Annotated in this window: 21 protein-coding genes; 10 read left to right on the top strand and 11 right to left on the bottom strand. The window is 52.5% G+C overall.

Features of this window, described 5'->3' with window-relative positions:
* Positions 1-15 precede the first annotated feature (15 nt).
* The 5 genes from F454_RS0104135 to F454_RS0104115 form a co-directional block, all read right to left on the bottom strand.
* The gene (locus tag F454_RS0104135; protein WP_018969363.1) at positions 16-1,284 is read right to left on the bottom strand and encodes an adenylosuccinate synthase; all 1,269 of its coding nucleotides are present in this window, start codon (positions 1,282-1,284) and stop codon (positions 16-18) included.
* A gap of 17 nt (positions 1,285-1,301) precedes the next feature.
* Positions 1,302-1,742: a hypothetical protein gene (locus F454_RS0104130; RefSeq protein ID WP_026292695.1), complete on the bottom strand. Its 441-nt coding sequence runs from the start codon at positions 1,740-1,742 to the stop codon at positions 1,302-1,304.
* Between the two features lie 77 nt (positions 1,743-1,819).
* Entirely contained in the window at positions 1,820-2,974 is a 1,155-nt protein-coding gene (carA, locus tag F454_RS0104125) for a glutamine-hydrolyzing carbamoyl-phosphate synthase small subunit (protein WP_018969361.1), read from the bottom strand.
* Positions 2,975-3,131: 157 nt separating this feature from the next.
* Positions 3,132-3,488 (bottom strand): hypothetical protein, encoded by a 357-nt coding sequence (locus tag F454_RS0104120; RefSeq protein ID WP_018969360.1) that lies wholly within the window; start codon positions 3,486-3,488, stop codon positions 3,132-3,134.
* 15 nt (positions 3,489-3,503) lie between these two features.
* On the bottom strand, positions 3,504-4,142 hold the full coding sequence (locus F454_RS0104115; RefSeq protein WP_018969359.1) for a hypothetical protein: 639 nt from the start codon (positions 4,140-4,142) through the stop codon (positions 3,504-3,506).
* 218 nt (positions 4,143-4,360) lie between these two features.
* Here F454_RS0104115 and F454_RS0104110 point away from each other — a divergent pair, with 218 nt between their 5' ends.
* Both F454_RS0104110 and F454_RS0104105 read left to right on the top strand, forming a co-directional pair.
* Entirely contained in the window at positions 4,361-5,554 is a 1,194-nt protein-coding gene (locus F454_RS0104110; RefSeq protein ID WP_018969358.1) for a M29 family metallopeptidase, read from the top strand.
* Positions 5,555-5,586: 32 nt separating this feature from the next.
* A complete protein-coding gene (locus F454_RS0104105; protein ID WP_018969357.1) occupies positions 5,587-6,312 on the top strand; it encodes a putative 4-mercaptohistidine N1-methyltransferase in 726 nt (241 codons plus the stop codon).
* Positions 6,313-6,417: 105 nt separating this feature from the next.
* On the opposite strand, the gene F454_RS15550 is transcribed toward F454_RS0104105, so the two are convergent.
* Complete coding sequence (locus F454_RS15550; protein ID WP_018969356.1) at positions 6,418-7,014, bottom strand: DUF2062 domain-containing protein; 597 nt, start codon at positions 7,012-7,014, stop codon at positions 6,418-6,420.
* Positions 7,015-7,053: 39 nt separating this feature from the next.
* Positions 7,054-7,584, bottom strand: a complete 531-nt coding sequence (locus F454_RS0104095) for an iron-sulfur cluster assembly scaffold protein (protein WP_240471539.1) — start codon at positions 7,582-7,584, stop codon at positions 7,054-7,056.
* Positions 7,585-7,772: 188 nt separating this feature from the next.
* Here F454_RS0104095 and F454_RS0104085 point away from each other — a divergent pair, with 188 nt between their 5' ends.
* Positions 7,773-8,426, top strand: coding sequence for a lysophospholipid acyltransferase family protein (locus F454_RS0104085; protein WP_018969353.1), 654 nt, complete (start codon positions 7,773-7,775; stop codon positions 8,424-8,426).
* On the opposite strand, the gene F454_RS0104080 is transcribed toward F454_RS0104085, so the two are convergent.
* Together F454_RS0104080 and F454_RS0104075 are read right to left on the bottom strand one after the other, a co-directional pair.
* On the bottom strand, positions 8,423-8,644 hold the full coding sequence (locus tag F454_RS0104080) for a hypothetical protein (protein ID WP_018969352.1): 222 nt from the start codon (positions 8,642-8,644) through the stop codon (positions 8,423-8,425). The genes F454_RS0104085 and F454_RS0104080 overlap by 4 nt on opposite strands.
* Before the next feature lie 289 nt (positions 8,645-8,933).
* A complete protein-coding gene (locus F454_RS0104075) occupies positions 8,934-9,776 on the bottom strand; it encodes a hypothetical protein (protein WP_156817125.1) in 843 nt (280 codons plus the stop codon).
* 89 nt (positions 9,777-9,865) lie between these two features.
* Here F454_RS0104075 and mnmA point away from each other — a divergent pair, with 89 nt between their 5' ends.
* The 4 genes from mnmA (at position 9,866) to F454_RS0104055 (ending at position 13,565) form a co-directional block, all read left to right on the top strand.
* Positions 9,866-10,954 (top strand): tRNA 2-thiouridine(34) synthase MnmA, encoded by a 1,089-nt coding sequence (gene mnmA, locus F454_RS0104070; protein WP_338049193.1) that lies wholly within the window; start codon positions 9,866-9,868, stop codon positions 10,952-10,954.
* Between the two features lie 480 nt (positions 10,955-11,434).
* Positions 11,435-11,701, top strand: coding sequence for a hypothetical protein (locus F454_RS0104065; protein WP_205618987.1), 267 nt, complete (start codon positions 11,435-11,437; stop codon positions 11,699-11,701).
* 164 nt (positions 11,702-11,865) lie between these two features.
* Positions 11,866-12,303: a MotA/TolQ/ExbB proton channel family protein gene (locus F454_RS0104060; protein ID WP_083912882.1), complete on the top strand. Its 438-nt coding sequence runs from the start codon at positions 11,866-11,868 to the stop codon at positions 12,301-12,303.
* 203 nt (positions 12,304-12,506) lie between these two features.
* The gene (locus F454_RS0104055) at positions 12,507-13,565 is read left to right on the top strand and encodes an endo-1,4-beta-xylanase (protein WP_169334314.1); all 1,059 of its coding nucleotides are present in this window, start codon (positions 12,507-12,509) and stop codon (positions 13,563-13,565) included.
* A 128-nt stretch (positions 13,566-13,693) separates the two neighbouring features.
* Here F454_RS0104055 and F454_RS0104050 read toward each other — a convergent pair whose 3' ends face one another.
* Positions 13,694-14,464 carry a PEP-CTERM sorting domain-containing protein gene (locus F454_RS0104050; protein WP_018969346.1) on the bottom strand — a complete coding sequence of 257 codons (771 nt, stop codon included), beginning with the start codon at positions 14,462-14,464 and terminating at the stop codon, positions 13,694-13,696.
* Positions 14,465-14,707: 243 nt separating this feature from the next.
* On the opposite strand from F454_RS0104050, the gene thrS reads away from it, so the two are divergent.
* Together thrS and infC are read left to right on the top strand one after the other, a co-directional pair.
* A complete protein-coding gene (thrS, locus tag F454_RS0104045) occupies positions 14,708-16,588 on the top strand; it encodes a threonine--tRNA ligase (RefSeq protein WP_018969345.1) in 1,881 nt (626 codons plus the stop codon).
* 109 nt (positions 16,589-16,697) lie between these two features.
* A complete protein-coding gene (gene infC, locus F454_RS0104040; RefSeq protein ID WP_018969344.1) occupies positions 16,698-17,300 on the top strand; it encodes a translation initiation factor IF-3 in 603 nt (200 codons plus the stop codon).
* 106 nt (positions 17,301-17,406) lie between these two features.
* Here the strand turns inward: infC and F454_RS0104035 are convergent, their stop codons facing one another.
* Positions 17,407-17,775, bottom strand: a complete 369-nt coding sequence (locus F454_RS0104035; protein WP_018969343.1) for a hypothetical protein — start codon at positions 17,773-17,775, stop codon at positions 17,407-17,409.
* 102 nt (positions 17,776-17,877) lie between these two features.
* On the opposite strand from F454_RS0104035, the gene rlmB reads away from it, so the two are divergent.
* Positions 17,878-18,453, top strand: coding sequence for a 23S rRNA (guanosine(2251)-2'-O)-methyltransferase RlmB (gene rlmB, locus F454_RS14125; RefSeq protein WP_018969342.1), 576 nt, complete (start codon positions 17,878-17,880; stop codon positions 18,451-18,453).
* Positions 18,454-18,455 lie beyond the last annotated feature (2 nt).

The raw sequence follows: 18,455 nt of genomic DNA, 5'->3' as shown, positions 1-18,455 counted from the left end.
GGAATGAGGGGGCGATTAGACGATGATGGTCTGTTCGCGCTCTGGGCCATTGCCGATGAAGCTTACTGGAGCCCCTACGAGTTCGCTGAGGCGGTTGAGGTAGTTTTTCGCATTCTCCGGGAGGTCATCCCAGCTGCGTGCGCCTGTGGTGTCTGACTGCCAGCCAGGAAGTTCTTCGTAGATTGGAGTGGCTTTGTCCCAGCAGGAGCGGCCTGCAGGCGGGAACTCGTGACGCTCACCGTCGATGTCGTATGCGACACAGATTTTGAGTGTTTCACGCTCGTCGAGTCCGTCTAGGATGGTGACGGCGAGGTCGGTCACGCCATTGACCATGACTGCCATGCGGAGGAGCACGGTGTCTAGCCAGCCACAGCGGCGTGGGCGGCCAGTGGTGGCACCAAACTCCATACCACGTGCGTGGAAGTAATTGGTGATGTCCTCATTCTCTGTAGGCATGGCACCGGAGCCAACACGTGTGGTGTATGCTTTACACACGCCAATGACGCGGTCGATGGCTGTGGGTGGAAGGCCGGAGCCTGTGCAGGCGCCACCCGCTGTGGTGTTGGATGAAGTGAGGAATGGGTAGGTGCCAAAGTCGATGTCGAGAAGGGAGCCTTGAGCTCCTTCGAAGAGGATGGTCTTGCCTTCTTTCCATGCCTTGTGGAGGGATGGAATCACGTTGGTGACGTGTGGCATGAGACGAGCGATCGCTGGGCGAACTTCGTCTAGAACTTGGTCGGTGGTGAAGGTAGGTAGGCCGTGGCGATCGAGAGTTTCATTCGCTTCTTGGAGGCGGATGTCGATGAGCTCGCGTGCGGTTGCTTCGTCGCGGAAGTCTGCAAGGCGCAGGCCGATGCGATTGGCTTTGTCTGCGTATGTTGGGCCGATACCGCGCTTGGTGGTTCCGATCTTATTCTTGCCGAGTGCGGCTTCACGTGCTGCGTCGAGCTCGCGGTGGAACGGTAGCACCACGTGAGCGCGGTCCGAGATTAGGAGCTGTTCTGGATTTACCGGAATACCTTGTTCCTCGAGTGTGGTGATTTCTTTGCAGAGGCCCACTGGGTCCATGACCACGCCATTGCCGATGATGCAGGTTTTATCGCCCCAGAGGATGCCGGATGGCACCAGGTGAAGGATGTATTTTTTGCCATTGGCGATGACTGTGTGGCCGGCGTTGTTGCCGCCTTGGCCGCGAGCCACGAGGTCGGCTGACTCGGTGAGGTAGTCAACAATTTTGCCTTTGCCTTCGTCGCCCCATTGGAGGCCACAGATGATGGTGTTCATAACTTTAAGTGGTTCGTTTAGTTCTTTAAAATGGTGAGGCTGTTCTGGATGGTGGCGAACATGCGCTCTGCCTGACGGCTATCATTGAGGGGCATCTTGGTGATAATGCAGATGGTGTCGCCATCGTGCTTGAAGCTAAAGAAGAGAGCTTCGCGTGGAACATTATCTTTGGAGAAGAGGATGTAGGTGCCCTGTTGGGGTGAGTTGAAGAAGGTGCGGTAGCCAAATTTGTGTTGGAGTTGCTCGGCCTCACCTTTGAATTGTTTGAGTAAGCGATCCAGCATTTGCTGGCGTAGCATGTCGGGTTCGATGGAGCTGCCGTGATTTTGTAGCACCATGATCGATTGGTTGGGGCTCTCAATGCGCACCGTGGGAATGGCGCCATCACTGAGGGAAACCTTGTCACCGAGTCGATGTTCGAACGAAAACCCACCGCCTTCGTATGTTTGCTGTGACATGGCTACTCCTGGGAAGAAGAGCCAAAGCAAACATAAAATAGAAAGGCGGCGAAGCATGTGGGTCAATCGGAAGGCGATTAGCCTTCGAAGTTCTCAATCAGAGCTGCAAATTCGTCGAAGAAGTACTTCGCGTCGTTTGGTCCTGGGGCAGCTTCTGGGTGGTACTGCACAGAGAATGCTGGGAATGTTTTATGGCGGAAGCCTTCAACGGTCTCGTCGTTGAGGTTGATGTGAGTGATTTCTACATCGTCTGGTAGGCTGTCTGGGTCAGTGGCAAAGCCGTGGTTCTGCGAGGTGATGGAGATTTTTCCAGTACGCAGATCTTTCACGGGTTGGTTGCCACCGCGGTGACCAAACTTGAGTTTGTAGGTGTTGCCACCGAATGCGTGGGTGAGGATCTGGTGTCCGAGGCAGATGCCGAAGATGGGCTTTTTACCGAGGAGTTGCTTCACTTCTGCGTGGATGTAGTCGAGTGCAGCTGGGTCGCCTGGGCCGTTGGATAGGAAAATGCCATCAGGGTTGAGCGCGAGCACTTCTGCTGCGGTGGTGCGTGAGTTGACGACTTCGACGTCGAATCCAGCTTGGCGCATGCAGCGAAGGATGTTGTACTTGATGCCGAAGTCGAATGCCACGAGCTTGTATTTTGCAGGTGCGAGTTCTTCGTAGTAGCCTTCGCGCTCCTGTGATGGGCTTGGGATATTCCACTGTCGGGATTCACCCTCCCAGTGGTAGTTGGACTCGGTGGAGACTTCTTTCACGAAGTCGGATCCGGCCATGGCTTGAGAGTCTTTAGCCGCTTGGACTGCTTCCTCGGCGCTGAGTTCGGTGCTGATGCAGCAGCGCATGGAACCAGCAGTCCTTAGGTGCTTGGTGAGCGTGCGGGTGTCGATGTCTTCGATGCCGATGATCTTGTGCTCAGCAAAGTATTCGTCGAGTGTTTGACGGGAGCGGAAGTTGGATGCCACTGGTGAGAGCTCACCGATGACGAGGCCGCGGACGTGTGGTTGCGATGATTCCGCGTCTTCTGGGTTCACTCCGTAGTTTCCGATGAGCGGGTAGGTCATGGTGACTACCTGACCACGGTATGACGGGTCGGTGATGATCTCCTGATACCCAGTCATGGAGGTGTTGAAGCAAATTTCACCTGTGGTGGTTCCAGAGTGTCCAAACGCTTCACCTTCAAAGGTGCGGCCGTCTTCAAGTGCGAGAATAGCTTTGTTAGTAACTTTCATAGGCGCCTTAGCTGGCGCAGCCTAGGTGGCACATGCCCGCAGTGCAAGCGGGAAGTATCGGATTTTTTCGATTCTTCTACTGAGGTGCTAGGAAGCTCGGAACGGCAAGGGATTGCGGGTCGATATCACATGAAAGAAAATGCATGTGAGTGCGGGATCATCGCCAGGATTCCGAGATGATTTTGAAAATCCAAAGTGACAGGCTGGCGATGGTTACTAACAACAATAATAGGAGAAAGGCGCTATTGGATTGTTGTCTGCGTTCGTTGCGTAATTCGCCTTTGGATAGGCGCGCGGCAAAGGCGTTTTCGCGTTGGCGTATTGCGAGCTCTTCTGGAGCTGGGATGGTTTGGAGGTGTTCCCGAAGCTTTGATTTGTGTTCTTCAGGCGCTTTGGCGATGAAGGTTTCGAGGTCGGCGATGTGTGCAGAGACCTGCTTCTTTTGTTCGTCGACGCTGGACTCGACAGATTCCAGCGCTTCTTCGATGGCCTTTTTCTTTTTGGACCCAAACATGAGCAGGAGAGGCGCTTAGCTGGCGAGGTAGATGGCGTAGCCAATCCCGGCAACGATGATGAGTGGGAGGTTGAAGGCGAGTCCTTGGCTGAAGTTGCTCATGAAGGCGCTCGGTGGTCCACTCACTTTACCGGGTTTGGTGGTTGGGGCGGTGAAGAGGTTGGCGCGGCGGCTGTTGGCGAAGTGCAGCATGGCTTCTTCGTATTCATCTTCCGCGTGGTCGAGTTTGGCGATGGATTGGTCGAGCTCTTCTTTAAGGTTGTCGCGGGACCAGCTCTGCGGGTTCATGCCATCGATGACTTGTTGGTGCTCGGCAAAGCATTGGCGAGTTTCTTCGAGAGCTTCGATGTCCTGACGCAGTTCGTAGAGTTCGCGGTCGATGGCGGTGAGTGAGGTGGTGAGGCGATCGCTGATGTCATTTTGGCCTCTAAGAAATTCTTCTTTGCGTTCGTTGAGCTCTTTGAGTTCGCGTTCTTTGGCGGCGATTTCTTCCTGCTGGTGCTGGAGTTCTTCAAGCTCGCGTTTTGCAGCCTCCATCTTCAACTCAAAGTCGTCGGCAAGTGGGGATGCTTCGTTGGCGGACTTCGGTCGCATGTCGAGTTGCGGCTGGGCTACATTGATGCGTTGAGGGCGAGTTTCTGTGAGTCGTGACATGGCGAATGAAAAAGGATGAGATTTTGTTTAAGTGTTTTATAACAAATGGCCTGTTATTGGCGAGGAAATATTTAATTAATCTTGACTAAATCTCGATGAACAATTGTTGCAATAATGATTGGGTTTTTCGAAGCCTGGTTCCATCTTGTCTAATTTTTGTATAGATATTTTTCAGATCATTCCTTGATCCCGGAGTAAATTTAGTTAAGTTAGGCATCATGGTGATACCTGAATACCTTAATGAAAACATCATGCTGAACCCAGAACAGCGTGAATTCCCTCCATTCTCGGTGACCAAGCTCATGAAGACTGTGTTTGAGCCGACCGATGGATGCAACGTGTGCATCTTGATTGATTTTGATGAGCCTCAGAAGTGGATGAAGGATTTTTCCTTTTTATCGAATGACGCATACAGCGTGCAGCGCAAGGCATACGAAAATTTCTATGAGACATTCCGTGACGGTGTGATGGAGGAATTGGGCATGACGGGTGGTGAGATGTACGCATACTACTGCACGCATGGGTCAAATCTCGACCTACGCGATGCCTGTTATGATTCAGAGGGTAATGAGCTTTCATTGGATCAGGATATCTACAGCAAGTATGACATCATCCTTTGTATCTCTACCTGGAGTGCAACTGCGCCCCTGACAGCCAAGTGTAAGGAATATGGTTTCCGTGGTGCGACGATGCATGGGATGAATGACATCATCTTAGGCTCTGGACTGGCGGTGGATTATGATGAGGTGTCGCGCGACGCTGAGAAGGTGCGCCATGCGATGAGCAATGCGGATTCGATTGAAATTGATTTCACTTTAGAAGACGGCCGCGTGCTGACTGCCTGGCTTGGGCTCGATGCTCAAGACGCGCAGAAGTCGCACGGGCTTTGTAAGGGGATGAAGCCCGATGTGGCGAACCTTCCGGCTGGTGAAGTGTATTTTGTTCCTGTGGATGCCAGAGGAGAGTTCCCGATGAAGTATGAAGATGGCACGCTCGGTGTGCTTACGGTGGAGAATCGCAACATCATCAAGTCGACCTTGATTGAAGGCGAGCAGTCCACGATCGATGAGCACAATGCGCGCCTCGCGGATGATCCAATGACTGGCACGCTCGGCGAGCTAGGCTTCGGCACTCAGGTGCTTCCGGTTTCTTATCAAGACATCCAAGATGAGAAAGTACTCGGTACTTGCCACCTGGCTACAGGTCGCGATGACCACCTCGGTGGCGACATCGTGCCAGAGATGTTCAAGAAGCATGAGAATAGCACGCATGATGACATTTTATTCGCACCACACAAAACGCCAAACTTCGACATCAGCGAGGTGCGCATGCAGCGCGGCGAGCAGGAAGAAGTCATCATCCAGCATTTCCGCCCGAGCGCCTACATCATGGACGCGCTCTGTAGCGAGTAATGGAATCTACTTCGTATAGACCAATCCATTCGATGCAAGATTACGAATCTGTGAAGTTGCTCAGCGAGTATTTGCTGATGCATTATGGTAAAGATGAAGAGCGCATGCCCTGGGTGATCGGTGGCATTGGATCGCTCGACTTTGTGAGCCGAACGGTGGAGTACTTTTCACCCAAGCGCGTGGGTCTGAGTCTCGATCTCGGGTGTGCTGTCGGGCGCACGAGCTTTCTGCTCACCAAGACATCTAAGAAGGTGATAGGGATCGATTTTTCTCAGAGCTTTATCGATGCAGCCAACACGCTAAAAGAGGAGGGCAGCATCGCCTACAAGATGCATGAGGAAGGCGAGCGCTGGGTCGATGCGGTGGCGGAGTTGCCACCTGAGGTTGACCCTGAAAAAGTGCGCTTTGCTCAGGGGGATGCGATGGACCTGCCGGCTGGCTTCAAGGGCTTTGATCGGGTGCATGCATCGAATCTACTTTGTCGTCTTCCGGATCCGCTAGCATTCTTGGATTCTCTGCCTGGGATGCTTGCTGATGGTGGCGAGTTGGTTTTGGCCACTCCATTTTCATGGTTAGAGCAATACACTCCCAAAGAGAAGTGGCCGCAAGGTGACTCGTGGGAATGGCTTCAGCAGCAGCTAGAGCCTCACTTTGAGCTTGTGCGCGATTCGGATGAACCTTTCATCATTCGCGAGCACGGGCGAAAGTTTCAGCTTGGTGTCTCCAAGGTCAGCCTGTGGAAAAAGCGCGCCAGCTAGGCGCGGGCGAGTGGCATACACGGCAGCTAAAGATCAAGCGTCGGGGAGGTATTCCTCGGCGTTTTTTTTTGTGCGTGCACTTGCGTTTTCGTGAGGACGCTCCGCCTATGATTGTTCTTGGTTGGGCTGCTTGTTCATGCGATCCGGGTGCTTCCCTAGGTTGGGTAAGAACAGGCAAACGCCCCAAACGATGGGGAATGCGATGAGGCTGAGAAGGACGGCAGCGCTGAAGAAACCGAGTACGAAGTCGCCCACGTTGACAGTGAACTCACCTGCTTCAAGGATCTGCACGCCGAATAGGTAGAGGTCTTCTGCTGTGACTTTTTTCTCGAGATTGGAGATGATTGGGGGGCGAGGAATGCCGATGGTTTTGTGGAGCCAAGCGCCAAATTGGTGCTGGGTCACCATGATGGGGAGCTGGGTGATCGGGTTCGTGATCCAGCATGTGGCAAGTGCTACGGGAATGTTGCCCTTGGTGCGGATGCAGCCGATCGCGGCCAAAATCATCTGCATGGGAACCGGCAGCATGGCGCAGAAAAGCCCCACCGAGAGCCCGCTAGCCACGGTGTCGCGGCATGGTTTCCAAAATTGCTTGTCGAAGATCGCATGCGTCAGTGGCTCGAGCCACTTGATCCTGCGAAGCCTTGGGTGGCGCAGGTAGCGGTAGCTTTTGCGTACGAATCTGAGGTAGCGAAGCTTCATGCTCTACGGTACACTGGATTTCAAGATCTCGAAGGGACCTTAGTCCTCCAGAGGAACGATGCGGATGGAACCTTTGGCGGGGGCATGGATGTCGCCGGCCAGAGTGTTGCTGGTGTTGGGCTGACTTGCCTCAGAGCTGTCATCGGGGGAAAGAGCATTTTTGAGTGCTCCCTCCACGAGTTGGCCACAGTGGATTTTCATCGGTGGCAGTGCGCCGAGCTCGCCACTGAGCTCTTGAGCATCTAGTTTGGCGGCTTCATCAGCCGTCATGCCCTTGAGCATTTCAGTTGCCATTGATGCTACTGCGATGGCTGTCTGGCAGCCGAAGGACTGGAAGGAAGCGCGGTCGATGACCTTCTTGCCGTCTTTTTCGGTGAATTTGAGCCACATTCTTAGCATGTCGCCGCAGTCGGGAGACCCGACAGTGCCTACTGAATCGGCATCTGACATTTCTCCTTGGTTCTGTGGGTTGGCAAGCGTCTCGCGGACTTTCTCCTCAAATTCACTCATGGGGCGGATACTTGGCGCAGCGGCAAGGACTTGCAAGCAGAATGTGTGTGCTTTGATCAAGTCGATGGAGGTATCGTTGGCTCCATCATACTTAGGCCACGTTGATTCCAGCCTTTTGCTTAAGGTGATGGATTCTTATATGGGGAGATTTTTTTGCTCCGAGCCCGACACGAAGCAATGGCTCCTGTACAAAAGTTGCTCCCTTTGCTTGCCAAATTTAGGAATCCAAGCTTTGTTGCTCCATACTCATGAGTGACCACCATGCCATTCGCGGAGGACGCAAGCAACGTATCATTGGCTCCGCCATCGGTTGGTGCCTGCGTGCTTTGGGCTCGACCCTGCGCATCGAGATCGACAATCAGTCAGGCGTGGACACCGACATCGTCGATGGCTCAGAGCCGGTGCTCTGGTCGTTCTGGCACAACACGATTTTTGTGATGCCCTATGTGCGCATCAAAGCTTTTCGCCCGCGCAAGGTGGTGGTGCTCGCCAGTGCTAGCCCTGATGGTCAAATCCTCGAGAGTGCCGTCAATGTTTGCGAGATTGGCGCCGTGCGCGGCTCCAGCTCGCGCCGTGCGGTGGCTGCATTGATAGCCCTGCGCAAGGCGATTGAATCTGGCAGTGATGTCTGCATCACCCCAGACGGGCCGCGTGGCCCGCGCTACAAGCTACAGCCGGGCATTGTGAAGGTGGCACAAGCAACCCGCGCGCCAATGGTACCCATCACCGTCGAGTGCAAGTATGCCATCAAGCTTTCCACCTGGGACGCACTGCGCATCCCATTACCCTTCTCTAAAGTGAAGGTCACCCTCGGCCCTAAGCGCTACGCCTCGAATGAGATGACCGAGGAGGAATTTGAGGCCGTCCGCTCCAAGCTTGAAGCGGACATGATGGGAGCTTAATCCATGGCGTCTTTCACCGCGTCAACCACACTGTCTTTAGCGTCGTTGATCGGCTTGACTCCTTTTTGAATGGCTTCGCCAGTGTCGGAAACGACTTCATTGTCGTGTTTTTCCATCGCTTTACTGCCTTCATCGGCGCCTTTGACGGCAAGGCCAACGCAGCTGGAGAGGGCCGTGATGCATGCGAGTGAGAATAGTGTGAGAAGTGTGGATTTCATTGGTTTTAGTGGGTGAGAGTTCACTTATTGAGTTGGCCAAATATGGATTGGTGTACTAGCTCTTGTTAGTATGTGAGGCTAACAAGTAGCTAGTGTTAGGCATCAGAGTACCGCGCAGTGGTGGTGGTGACAAGTATAAGATTTGCCACGCAAGTAAGTGAGGCTGGGAAGCAAATTTGGTCATCTATGGGAGGTAGTACCCATAGTCAGTAAGCTGAAGCTGGGTTTCAAAGTCTGGTCCGCCAAGGCATGCCTTGGTAGCTTGTGTTGAGCCTATTCTTTCGCTAGCTTACGCTTCTTCAGATTGCTTTTGTTTTCTCTTTCTGAGCCAGAAGAGGAAGGCGGCGGTGGAGCCGAACATGAAGACCAGTAGGCCGAAGAGGGCGAGTGATTTATCGACCTCTTCGCTGACGTCATCTGGCAGGGCGTCGGGCTGCGGGACCTTGGGGTCGCTGAGAATGCTGATGGAGCCCTCGCTGAGGGTGACTTTGCTGAGCTTGTGGAAGATCGGGGCGAGATCTTCGTCGTTGCGGTACTCGGTGAAGAGGAAGGTGGGGAATTCCTTAGTCATCTTTTGAGGTACTGGGTTGCCTGTGTCGGGGTGAATCTCAGTGACGATCGGAAAGAGCGAGCCCATGGCGATCACTGGCTCCATGACCATGGTGCCGTTGAGGTAGCGGATGCCCTCAAATCCAGCGCGTACCTCGAAGGCAATGTCAGCGATGATTTTTTCTGGCGTGATGCTGGCGATGGAGAACTTGTTGCGGAAGGTCTTGAGCTTCGGGAAGTGGGCGATGGCGAGGTTCATCTCCTGCACGTCGAGTGTGAGTGTGGCTGCTTGGCCATCGAGCACGCTATTGCTGAAGTCGTCGAACTTTTTCACCAAAGCATCCACTTGAGCGGTGTCGCTGGTGTCTGCGAGGGTAGTGGGATTCGATTCGGTTTGCGAAATGTTGATGATTTCGCGTTTGTAGCCGTTGTATTGATACGTGGCGAAAATCGCGAGGAATGCGACCATGCCAAGGATGACGAGGAAAATTGCGCAGCCTGCGATGGGAGTTGGTTTTCCGGTAGCTTCAATATTCGGTTCAGCCATGCCTTGGGTGATGGGGGAGGGAACCAGATCTTTCAAGCTTAATCATACGGAACTCGTGCCCGTTGGTGGCGGCTGGGTATCGCTTGTCAGCTCGTTCTTGCACAATGTGAGAATGTGTCGTACGGGTGGGCATGGCTAAGATTTTGGTAGGACTCTCTGGAGGTGTCGATTCCAGCGTGGCGGCTGCCCTGCTCCTTGAGCAAGGGCATGAAGTCGTGGGAGCCTATATGAAGAACTGGATCAATGCTGATGCCGTGCCTGGCGACTGCCCTTGGGAGGATGATGTGGAAGATGCACATGCTGTGGCGAAGCAGCTCGGGATCGAGTTCCGGGTGGTAGATCTGATCGACCAATACCAAGACCGCATCGTAGACTACTTGCTCGAGGGGTACCGCAGTGGGATCACGCCGAATCCTGACGTGTATTGCAACCGCGAGATGAAATTTGGAGTCTTTCTAGACTACGCCCTGAGTCAGGGATTCGAGTACGTGGCCACTGGGCATTACGCGCGCAAACGCGAACGCGCCGATGGCAGCTGCGACATCCTGCGTGGTTCAGATACCAACAAAGACCAGAGCTATTTCCTTTCTCTCATGGAGCAAAACCAAGCAAAGCACGCGCTGTTCCCATGCGGCGAGCTTCTCAAACCCGAAGTGCGCCAAGCGGCTGAACGGTTTGAGCTTCCGACTGCTCAAAAGAAAGACAGCCAAGGGATATGTTTCATCGGCAATGTCAAGATGAGCGACTTCCTGCGCCACTACGTGCCGGATAAACCCGGTAATATCGTGGACACCCAAGGGCAGCGCCTAGGGCGCCACCAAGGCTTGCACCTCTACACTCTTGGCCAGCGTAAAGGTCATGGCGTGGCGTCTCCTCGTGATGGGGTCGCCTATGTCGTGGTTGGCAAGCAGATCGAACGCAATGAGCTCGTGCTCGGCTACAATGAAGCCGATACCCCGGGGCTCTTTGCGACCGATTGCGTGGTAGGCACGGTTTCATGGGTCAACCAAGCTGTCACCAGCAAACGCAAAATCGAAGCGCAACCACGCTACCGCGCCAAATCGGAAGCATGTTGGGTCACCCCCCGTGAAGATGGTAAACTGGATCTCAAATTTATCCGCCAACAACGCGCCCTGACTCCTGGCCAGATCTGCGCCTTCTACGAAAATGGAGTCCTACTAGGCGGCGGAGTGTTTGAATCAGTAGAATCCTAGCGCACCTGAAGTAGACCATGTTGAGAGTTTTTAACTATCAATGTGTAAACTATACAGAGTGCCAAAAGTAATAGACATCTTAGTTTTTGCTATCAGATACCCCAAGGATTGTTTAATGCTAAACCATGCGAATAATTCCTAACAGTTATCTAAGCCAGCATCCCAGGCTTCAAATGTCGGTGGCAGCGATGCCTGTCGTTGTGCCTTTATGCAATCAGGACAATTCAGAGCGCCAACAGTCCTTTGAAGCCGTTTCTGCGAGCTAATAATGTTCGCCCCAGAACCCTGCCATCCTGAATGGGTTACCACATCACTCTATCAAGACGTGCATCTCCCCCCGGTATCACCGCGCGGGAGTGGAGAGACTTTGTTGCGGAGCGTTCCGAGCTGACAATCGTTGAGGAGAATGAGCACTTCATCACTGCCGTTCTCGACGGGGACGACAGTTTGATTCTCCACCATTCTTCCGGCGCTGATTCGGTGTTCACGAGCAGTCCCAATGGGCCGCGGATCATCGAGTATCTGGCATCGATTGCGCCTATTTTTGGTGGGGTCGTTACTGGTGACGAGGGCGAGGCTTACACCACTGAATCGGACTGGGGCACTCAGGCTGACTGGGATGCACAGGCATCGATCCGACCGGCACCCAAGCCGTGGTGGAAGCGCGAGCTTTCAAGGGGCAAGAGATTGGCAGTAGGACTACTGCTTGGGGCTTTGATCCTTCTTATCAGAGAGGTCTTCTTCTAGTCGCCCAACCAACAAAGAATCAAAACAAGGCGAACAAGCCGAAGATGGCGACACCTTACAGCGCCCTTGTTGAATTTCCGTTTGGTGGTTAGAATCCGGTAACGAGAATCGGAGTGGCGCCGTAAGGGACGGTGCCGCCATTTCTCAGACGTTAGGCTAAATAAATGAACTCACCATACGCAACGCCAACAAGTGAAGTTTCCATCACAGTTTCACAAAACTTTCGTAAACTAGCTGTGCCTGGAACGCTACTACTGGCGGCTCCATTATTTGGATCTATTGCTACTATCATAGGTATGATTCGAGCATTCTCGACCCTGAAGGAAGATGGAGCTAATCCTGAAGAACTAGCTTCCGACATTAGCATTGCGTTACTATCGACAGCTTACGGTGCCACGTTTGGTTTGATTGGAGTTGTCCTGGTCAGCATTGCACTATTCCGTGGCTTCAATCGCGAACTCTGGTTTCTGAGGAGCGTCTGTATCTTGGCTGCTTTGTGGTGCCTCTTACTTTTTCCTATTGGGCTTATTGTAGGCGTCTATCTGCTAGTTGTTTTCCTCAAGCGTCAATCTGAGTTTTCCGCAATCGATCAACTTACCTAACAATACGCTGCACCCGATCCCCTCACCGTCGAGAAGCGAGCCAATTTCCAATCCAAACATTAACCAAAAAACAAAGCGCGCTGAGAGTTCAGTGATTGGTGTGCTTTACGTTCGTACATAGGAGACCTCGAATGAGAATCATGCTAATTGCTATATTGCTACTGGTCACACACAGTTACGGAGAACAGAGTGGTCAGCCGACCTTGAAGCAGGCCTTCAAAGGTGATTTTTTGATTGGCGCTGCGATCTCGAAGCCTTTGTTTGAGGAGGAGACGTTTGCCACTTTGAACATGGTGGCTGGTCAGTTCAGCAGCGTTTCATCATGCAATATGCTGAAGTGGGGTTCCTTCAATCCTGAGCCTGGCGTGTACAACCATGAAACGGCTGATGCCTATGTGAAGTTTGGTACGGAGAACAAGATGTATGTCGTTGGCCATGTCTTGTTCTGGCATAATCAGACACCGAAATGGGTCTTTTTAGACGAGAAGGGGGAAACCGTAGACCGCGCGGAGCTTCTGAGGCGGATGCGTGAACGGGTGAGACATGTATCAAAGCGCTATGGAACTAGGATCCAGGCCTGGGATGTGGTCAATGAATCCTTTATGGGCAGCGGCAAGCTCCGTGACAGCCAGTGGACTCGTATCATTGGCAGTGATTTCATCGAACAGGCATTCCGCATCGCTGAGGAAGAACTGCCCGAGGGCGTGGAGTTGATCTACAACGACTACTCGATGACGGGAAAAGGTAAGAGGGACGCCGTCGTCAGAATGGTCCGAGAACTCAAAGAAAAGGGCGTGCTAATTGACGGTGTTGGCCTGCAAGGCCATTGGTCCAAGAAGGGGCCTTCTATTTCGGAAATCGAGGCCAGCATCATCGCCTTTTCAGAGGCGGGTGTGGGTGTCCATATTACCGAGCTTGATATTGATATGTTGCCTCGAAAGGAAGGCATGTGGGGTGCTGATGTTGCCAAACGCCTGGTAGGCGACGCGCGTATGGACCCATATCGCGACGGGTTACCTGAGGCCAGGCAACAGGAACTGGCCAAACGCTATGCGGATCTCTTTCAGTTGTTTCTCAAGCACAAGGATAAGATCAAGCGAGTCACCTTCTGGGGGACAACGGACAAGTACTCTTGGCTCAACAACTGGCCCATCAAGGGCCGGATCAGTTATCCGTTGCTGTTCGACAGAGCCGGCAAAGCAAAACCTGCCTTTCATGCTGTCCTCGGCCTCAAAGACAAGCAGGCGACGCCTGATGAATGACCTTAGGCTCACTTTCAATACTCTCACCCCACTCACCTTTTTCTGAGAATGTCATTTAAAAAATCTAACTACAAAAAAGCACGCTTTGTGAGCGTGCTTTTGAATGTATAGCGTGAAAACTTCTCAGTCTATCGACGGCGGCGAATAAGAAGTGTGGTCATACCAATGCTTAACAGAGAGGCGCTGGTTGGTTCGGGAACTGCCGTGATGACAAGGCCAGAAAATCTAGCTCGGGAACCAGGGGTGGCATCATTGTCGTCATTCAAGTACTCAAAAGACAAGGTGTCATAGCCACCCGAGGTATCAAAATCAAATTGTGTCATTGCGTAGCCCGTTGTTGTGAGATCATCACCAGCAATTACAATGTCAGGGCCACCTGAGCCAGAAAGCGTGGCAGTCACGCGAGCAGCGTCTTGAAATGTTCCGAAAAAGAAGTAGACAGAGCCTGAAGTGAACGATGAGACATCAACCTCTCCTGTAACCATTCGAGCCACAGCATCGGTATGCGAGCTGAAATTGGCTGTTCCGTCGAATGTGCCTGAGACATTCGGATTGTTCGTCGTGTATAGGTTGATATAGCTCTTTTGGCCGGTGCCAGATACGTCAGTAAGGGTGATATTAGAGACGTAGCCGCCTGAAGTAGCATATTCATTGCTACTCCCCCCACCAGCATTGAAGAATGAATAGCCTTGGACAGGGCTATTGAATGCCGTCTGTGACACGGACCCACCAATTGTTCCGCCATAGTATTCAGCTCCACTTTTGACCGAAACATAAGTTTCTGGCGGAGTGTCATTCTCGTTATCTGTTAAAGTCAGGGTTGTCTGAACCAGCGAGGCAGCCTGGGCGATCGAGGCGCTCACGAGGAGAGTTGCTGTAGGGATTAGTTTTTTCATCATTATTGTGTATTTAACTGTGTTGGCTAAACGGTTTTTAGCTGAAGAACAGTACTCAGGTCTGACCTTTGGCTCAATTTATGGGTGCGGCATTCATAATTACAATTTGCGTCAGCCATACAAGTAGATGGCGTGTGTTGGTGTTGTTGTGGCTGAGACTTTGGCTGGATGGTGCTGGTGACAAGAGGTGGATCAGAACAAAATTGAGTTGCAAAAAGCGGGCTGGAATGTTGAGAAAGCGGTGCAATGTCAGATACGAAACAGAGAAAATCGCTTGAGGAACGTCACCAGATGAGTGACTTGGAACGTTTGCGCCATTCTTGTGCCCATGTGTTGGCGACGGCGATCACGCGTATCTGGCCAGATGCTCAGCTTGCTGGTGGTCCTCCAGTGGAGAATGGATTCTACTATGACATTGAATTGCAGCACCGTATCACTCCGGACGATTTTGCGAAGATTGAGGCGGAGATGAAGAAGGTAGTGAAAGAAAATTCACCATTTGAGAAGACTGTGGTGAGCCGCGATGAGGCGCTTGAGATGGCGCAATCTGGTCGCCTCGGTGCGATTGCTGAGCGTGGTGAGGCATCGAAGTTTAAGGTAGACCTGCTCAACGACATTCCTGAGGACGAAGAGATTTCCTTGTTCCAGAATAACGATTTTATCGACCTGTGTGCTGGGCCCCACGTTGGTCGCACGGGGAATTGTAAGGCATTCAAGGTGATGTCTGTGGCATCAGCCTTTTACAAAGGTGACAAGGACAGAGAGAGCTTGCAGCGAGTCTACGGGACTTGTTTCAAGAATAAGACTGAGCTCAACGAGCACCTTGAAGCCTTGGAGGAAGCGAAGAAGCGCGACCACCGCCGCCTTGGAAAAGACTTGGGGCTCTTCACGATCGACGAGGCCGTGGGGCAGGGACTTATTCTCTGGAAGCCTAAGGGGGCGCTGGTTCGACGTTCGCTCCAAGACTTCATCACTGAGGAGCTCGACCGCCAGGGCTACAGCCAGGTGTACACTCCACACATTGGTAAGCTCGACTTGTATCGTACTTCAGGCCACTTTCCGTACTATCAAGAGAGCCAGTTTCCAGCGATTGCTGAGCGCGATACCTTGGAAAAGCTTTCGGATGAGAATGCGAGTTGCTCGACGCTGACCAATGGCCTTTCTACTGGCGAGATCGAGGGCTACATGCTCAGGCCTATGAATTGCCCGCACCACATTAAGATTTACGATAGCGACCCACACAGCTACCGCGACCTACCGGTGCGTTTGGCTGAGTTCGGCACGGTGTATCGCTGGGAGCAATCCGGTGAGCTCGGCGGGATGACACGTGTGCGTGGCTTCACTCAAGACGATGCCCACATCTTTTGCACGCCTGACCAGGTGGACGATGAGATTGCAAGCTGTCTCGACCTTGTGAAGAAGGTGTTGAGCACGCTTGGCATGGAAGACTACCGTGTGCGCCTTTCCTTCTCAGATCCTGATTCCGACAAGTATGTGGGCACGCGCGACGTGTGGGATAAAGCAGAGGCATCACTGCAGAAGGCCGTAGAGCACCTCGGTGTGGATTACACTGTAGAACTCGGTGAAGCCGCCTTCTATGGGCCGAAGATTGACTTTGTGGTCAAGGATGTGATCGGTCGCGACTGGCAGCTCGGTACCGTGCAGTTAGACTTTAACTTACCGGAGCGTTTTGACCTCACCTATGTGGGGGCTGACAACAACCGCCACCGCCCAGTCATGATTCACCGTGCTCCCTTTGGCTCGTTAGAACGCTTCGTTGGGCTGCTGATCGAGCATTTTGAAGGGAAGTTCCCTACTTGGCTTGCTCCTGAGCAAGTCAGGGTGCTGCCGCTGTCTGATAAATTCATCGAACATGCTGAGGCTGCTGCCAAGCGCCTGGCTGATATTGGTACTCGTGTGAGTGTGGATCGCGCTTCAGAGAAGCTTGGTGCTAAGATTCGCCTTGCCAGATTAGACCGCGTGCCTTATATGCTGGTCATTGGCGCTCAAGAAGCCGAAACCGATTCTGTTTCTGTTCGTCATAGAGATCGTGAAAACTTGGGTACTCAATCGTTAGACGATTTCATCAATCAATTGAACGAAGAGCTTAAAAATCGCAGTCTTTAAGCCCAACAATCGTCTGATATTTACGAACCAAAGTATCACAATACCAACCAATTAGGAGGATAGAAAAATAGCAACAAAGAAGCCATACAAAAGAAACAACCGTCGCGACATGACTCGTGTGAACGAGTACATCCGCGCACCAAAGGTGCGAGTTGTTACTGATAAAGGTGAACTCATCGGAGTGATGAGTAGCCGCGAAGCCGTATCCAAAGCAAAGAGCATCGGCTTAGACCTTGTGGAGATCGCTTCGAAAGCTGATCCACCAGTTTGCAAGGTGTGTGATTATGGCAAATACAAGTATGAGCAATCCAAGCTCAAAAAGAGTAAGCCGAAGAGTACTACCAAGATGAAGGAAGTGAAGTTCCGTGTGCGCACGGAGGATCATGACTACAACTTGAAGTGTGCTCGGATTGAAAAATTTCTAGAAGAAGGCAACAAGGTGAAAGTTCAGCTTCAGTTCCGTGGGCGTGAGAATGCGCACAAGGATCTTGGATTTGTTGTTCTCCAGCGCGTTGCCGAAGACCTGAGTGGAATGGCGAATCTGGATCAGAAGCCACGACTAGCAGGTAGAGCAGTTAGTATGTTGCTTTCACCGCTTCCTAAAGAACAGCGCGTGCGTAAGTTCTTGGTAGATGATAGCCAGCTCGAGGAAGAAGATGAGGATTTGGATGACGACGGAGAGGAAGAAGAGTTCGCCGAAGATGACGAGTAATCGTCTGAGATAGCTCTAGATTCTTTATCTAGCAATTTCCAACTGGCATGTGTGAGAGCGCATGCCAGTTTTTTTGTGGTCAGTATTGTTGGTGGTAGCGAGTGTGCTAGCTGACGATCCAATAGATGATGGTGCTGATGATGGCGATGAGGCTGACCCCTCGGATCCACTGAAGTCGGATGCGCATTTTATTGCACAAGGTGCTGAGTTCAGCGAGGTCGCCTGCCATTTGTGCGATGAGTTCGGATTGTTGGTTGAGGAGTTCGTCGTTTTGCTGGACGCGTTTTTGCAGGCGAGCGATTTGTTGATCGGCGCTGAGTGGTTCGGGGCTATTGGACTCCGTGAGGGTGGGTTGCTTTTTGCGGCGTTTTTGTATTTCGGTCCACAAGGTGAGGGCCTTGTCGCGATGTTCGTATGCGAATTTCGCGGCTGGTAAAAGCTTCGGTAGGATGGTGACAACTGCGGGAAGAGCCATGCCCTAGTCTAACGTAGATCTTGGATCTGGCAACCATGAGAACTTTTTTGAGCTGTGGTGAAGTGCGCTTGCACCGAGGGTGGATTTGGACATAATGCGCGCATGCGCAAACGAGGAAATGAAGGCCAAGCCAGAGAGAATAAGCATGTCTACAACAAAGGTGGCGGTGGCTTAGCCAAGGGTGAGGATGCCCTTGATGCGATTTTAGAACACAAGCCGAACCCGCTTTTGGTGGTCTTGGATTGTGTGACCGATCCGCATAATTTGGGTGCGATTTTACGCACTGCGGATGGCGCGGGAGTGGCGGCGGTGATCGCGCCAAAAGACAAGTCCGTGGGTCTCACTGAAACGGTGCAGCGGGTGGCTGTGGGCGCGGCTTCTACGGTGCCGTTTGTGCGTGTTACGAACCTTGCTAGGACGATGAAGAAGCTACAGAACGACCACGGTGTGTGGCTGATCGGGACTTCGGATAAGGCGACGCAATCACTCTACGATATGGATCTCAAGGGCGGTGTCGGTATCGTCATGGGGGCTGAGGGGGATGGCATGCGCCGGCTGACCGAGGAAAATTGTGATCTGTTGATTCAGATCCCGATGGCGGGCAAGGTGGACTGCCTCAATGTGAGTGTGGCCACGGGAGTTTGCCTGTATGAGGCGGTGCGTCAGCGCGGTCAATAGCA

This window comes from Rubritalea marina DSM 17716 (genome assembly GCF_000378105.1).
Taxonomy (GTDB): domain Bacteria; phylum Verrucomicrobiota; class Verrucomicrobiia; order Verrucomicrobiales; family Akkermansiaceae; genus Rubritalea; species Rubritalea marina.
This window is presented reverse-complemented; position numbering and strand designations above follow the sequence as displayed.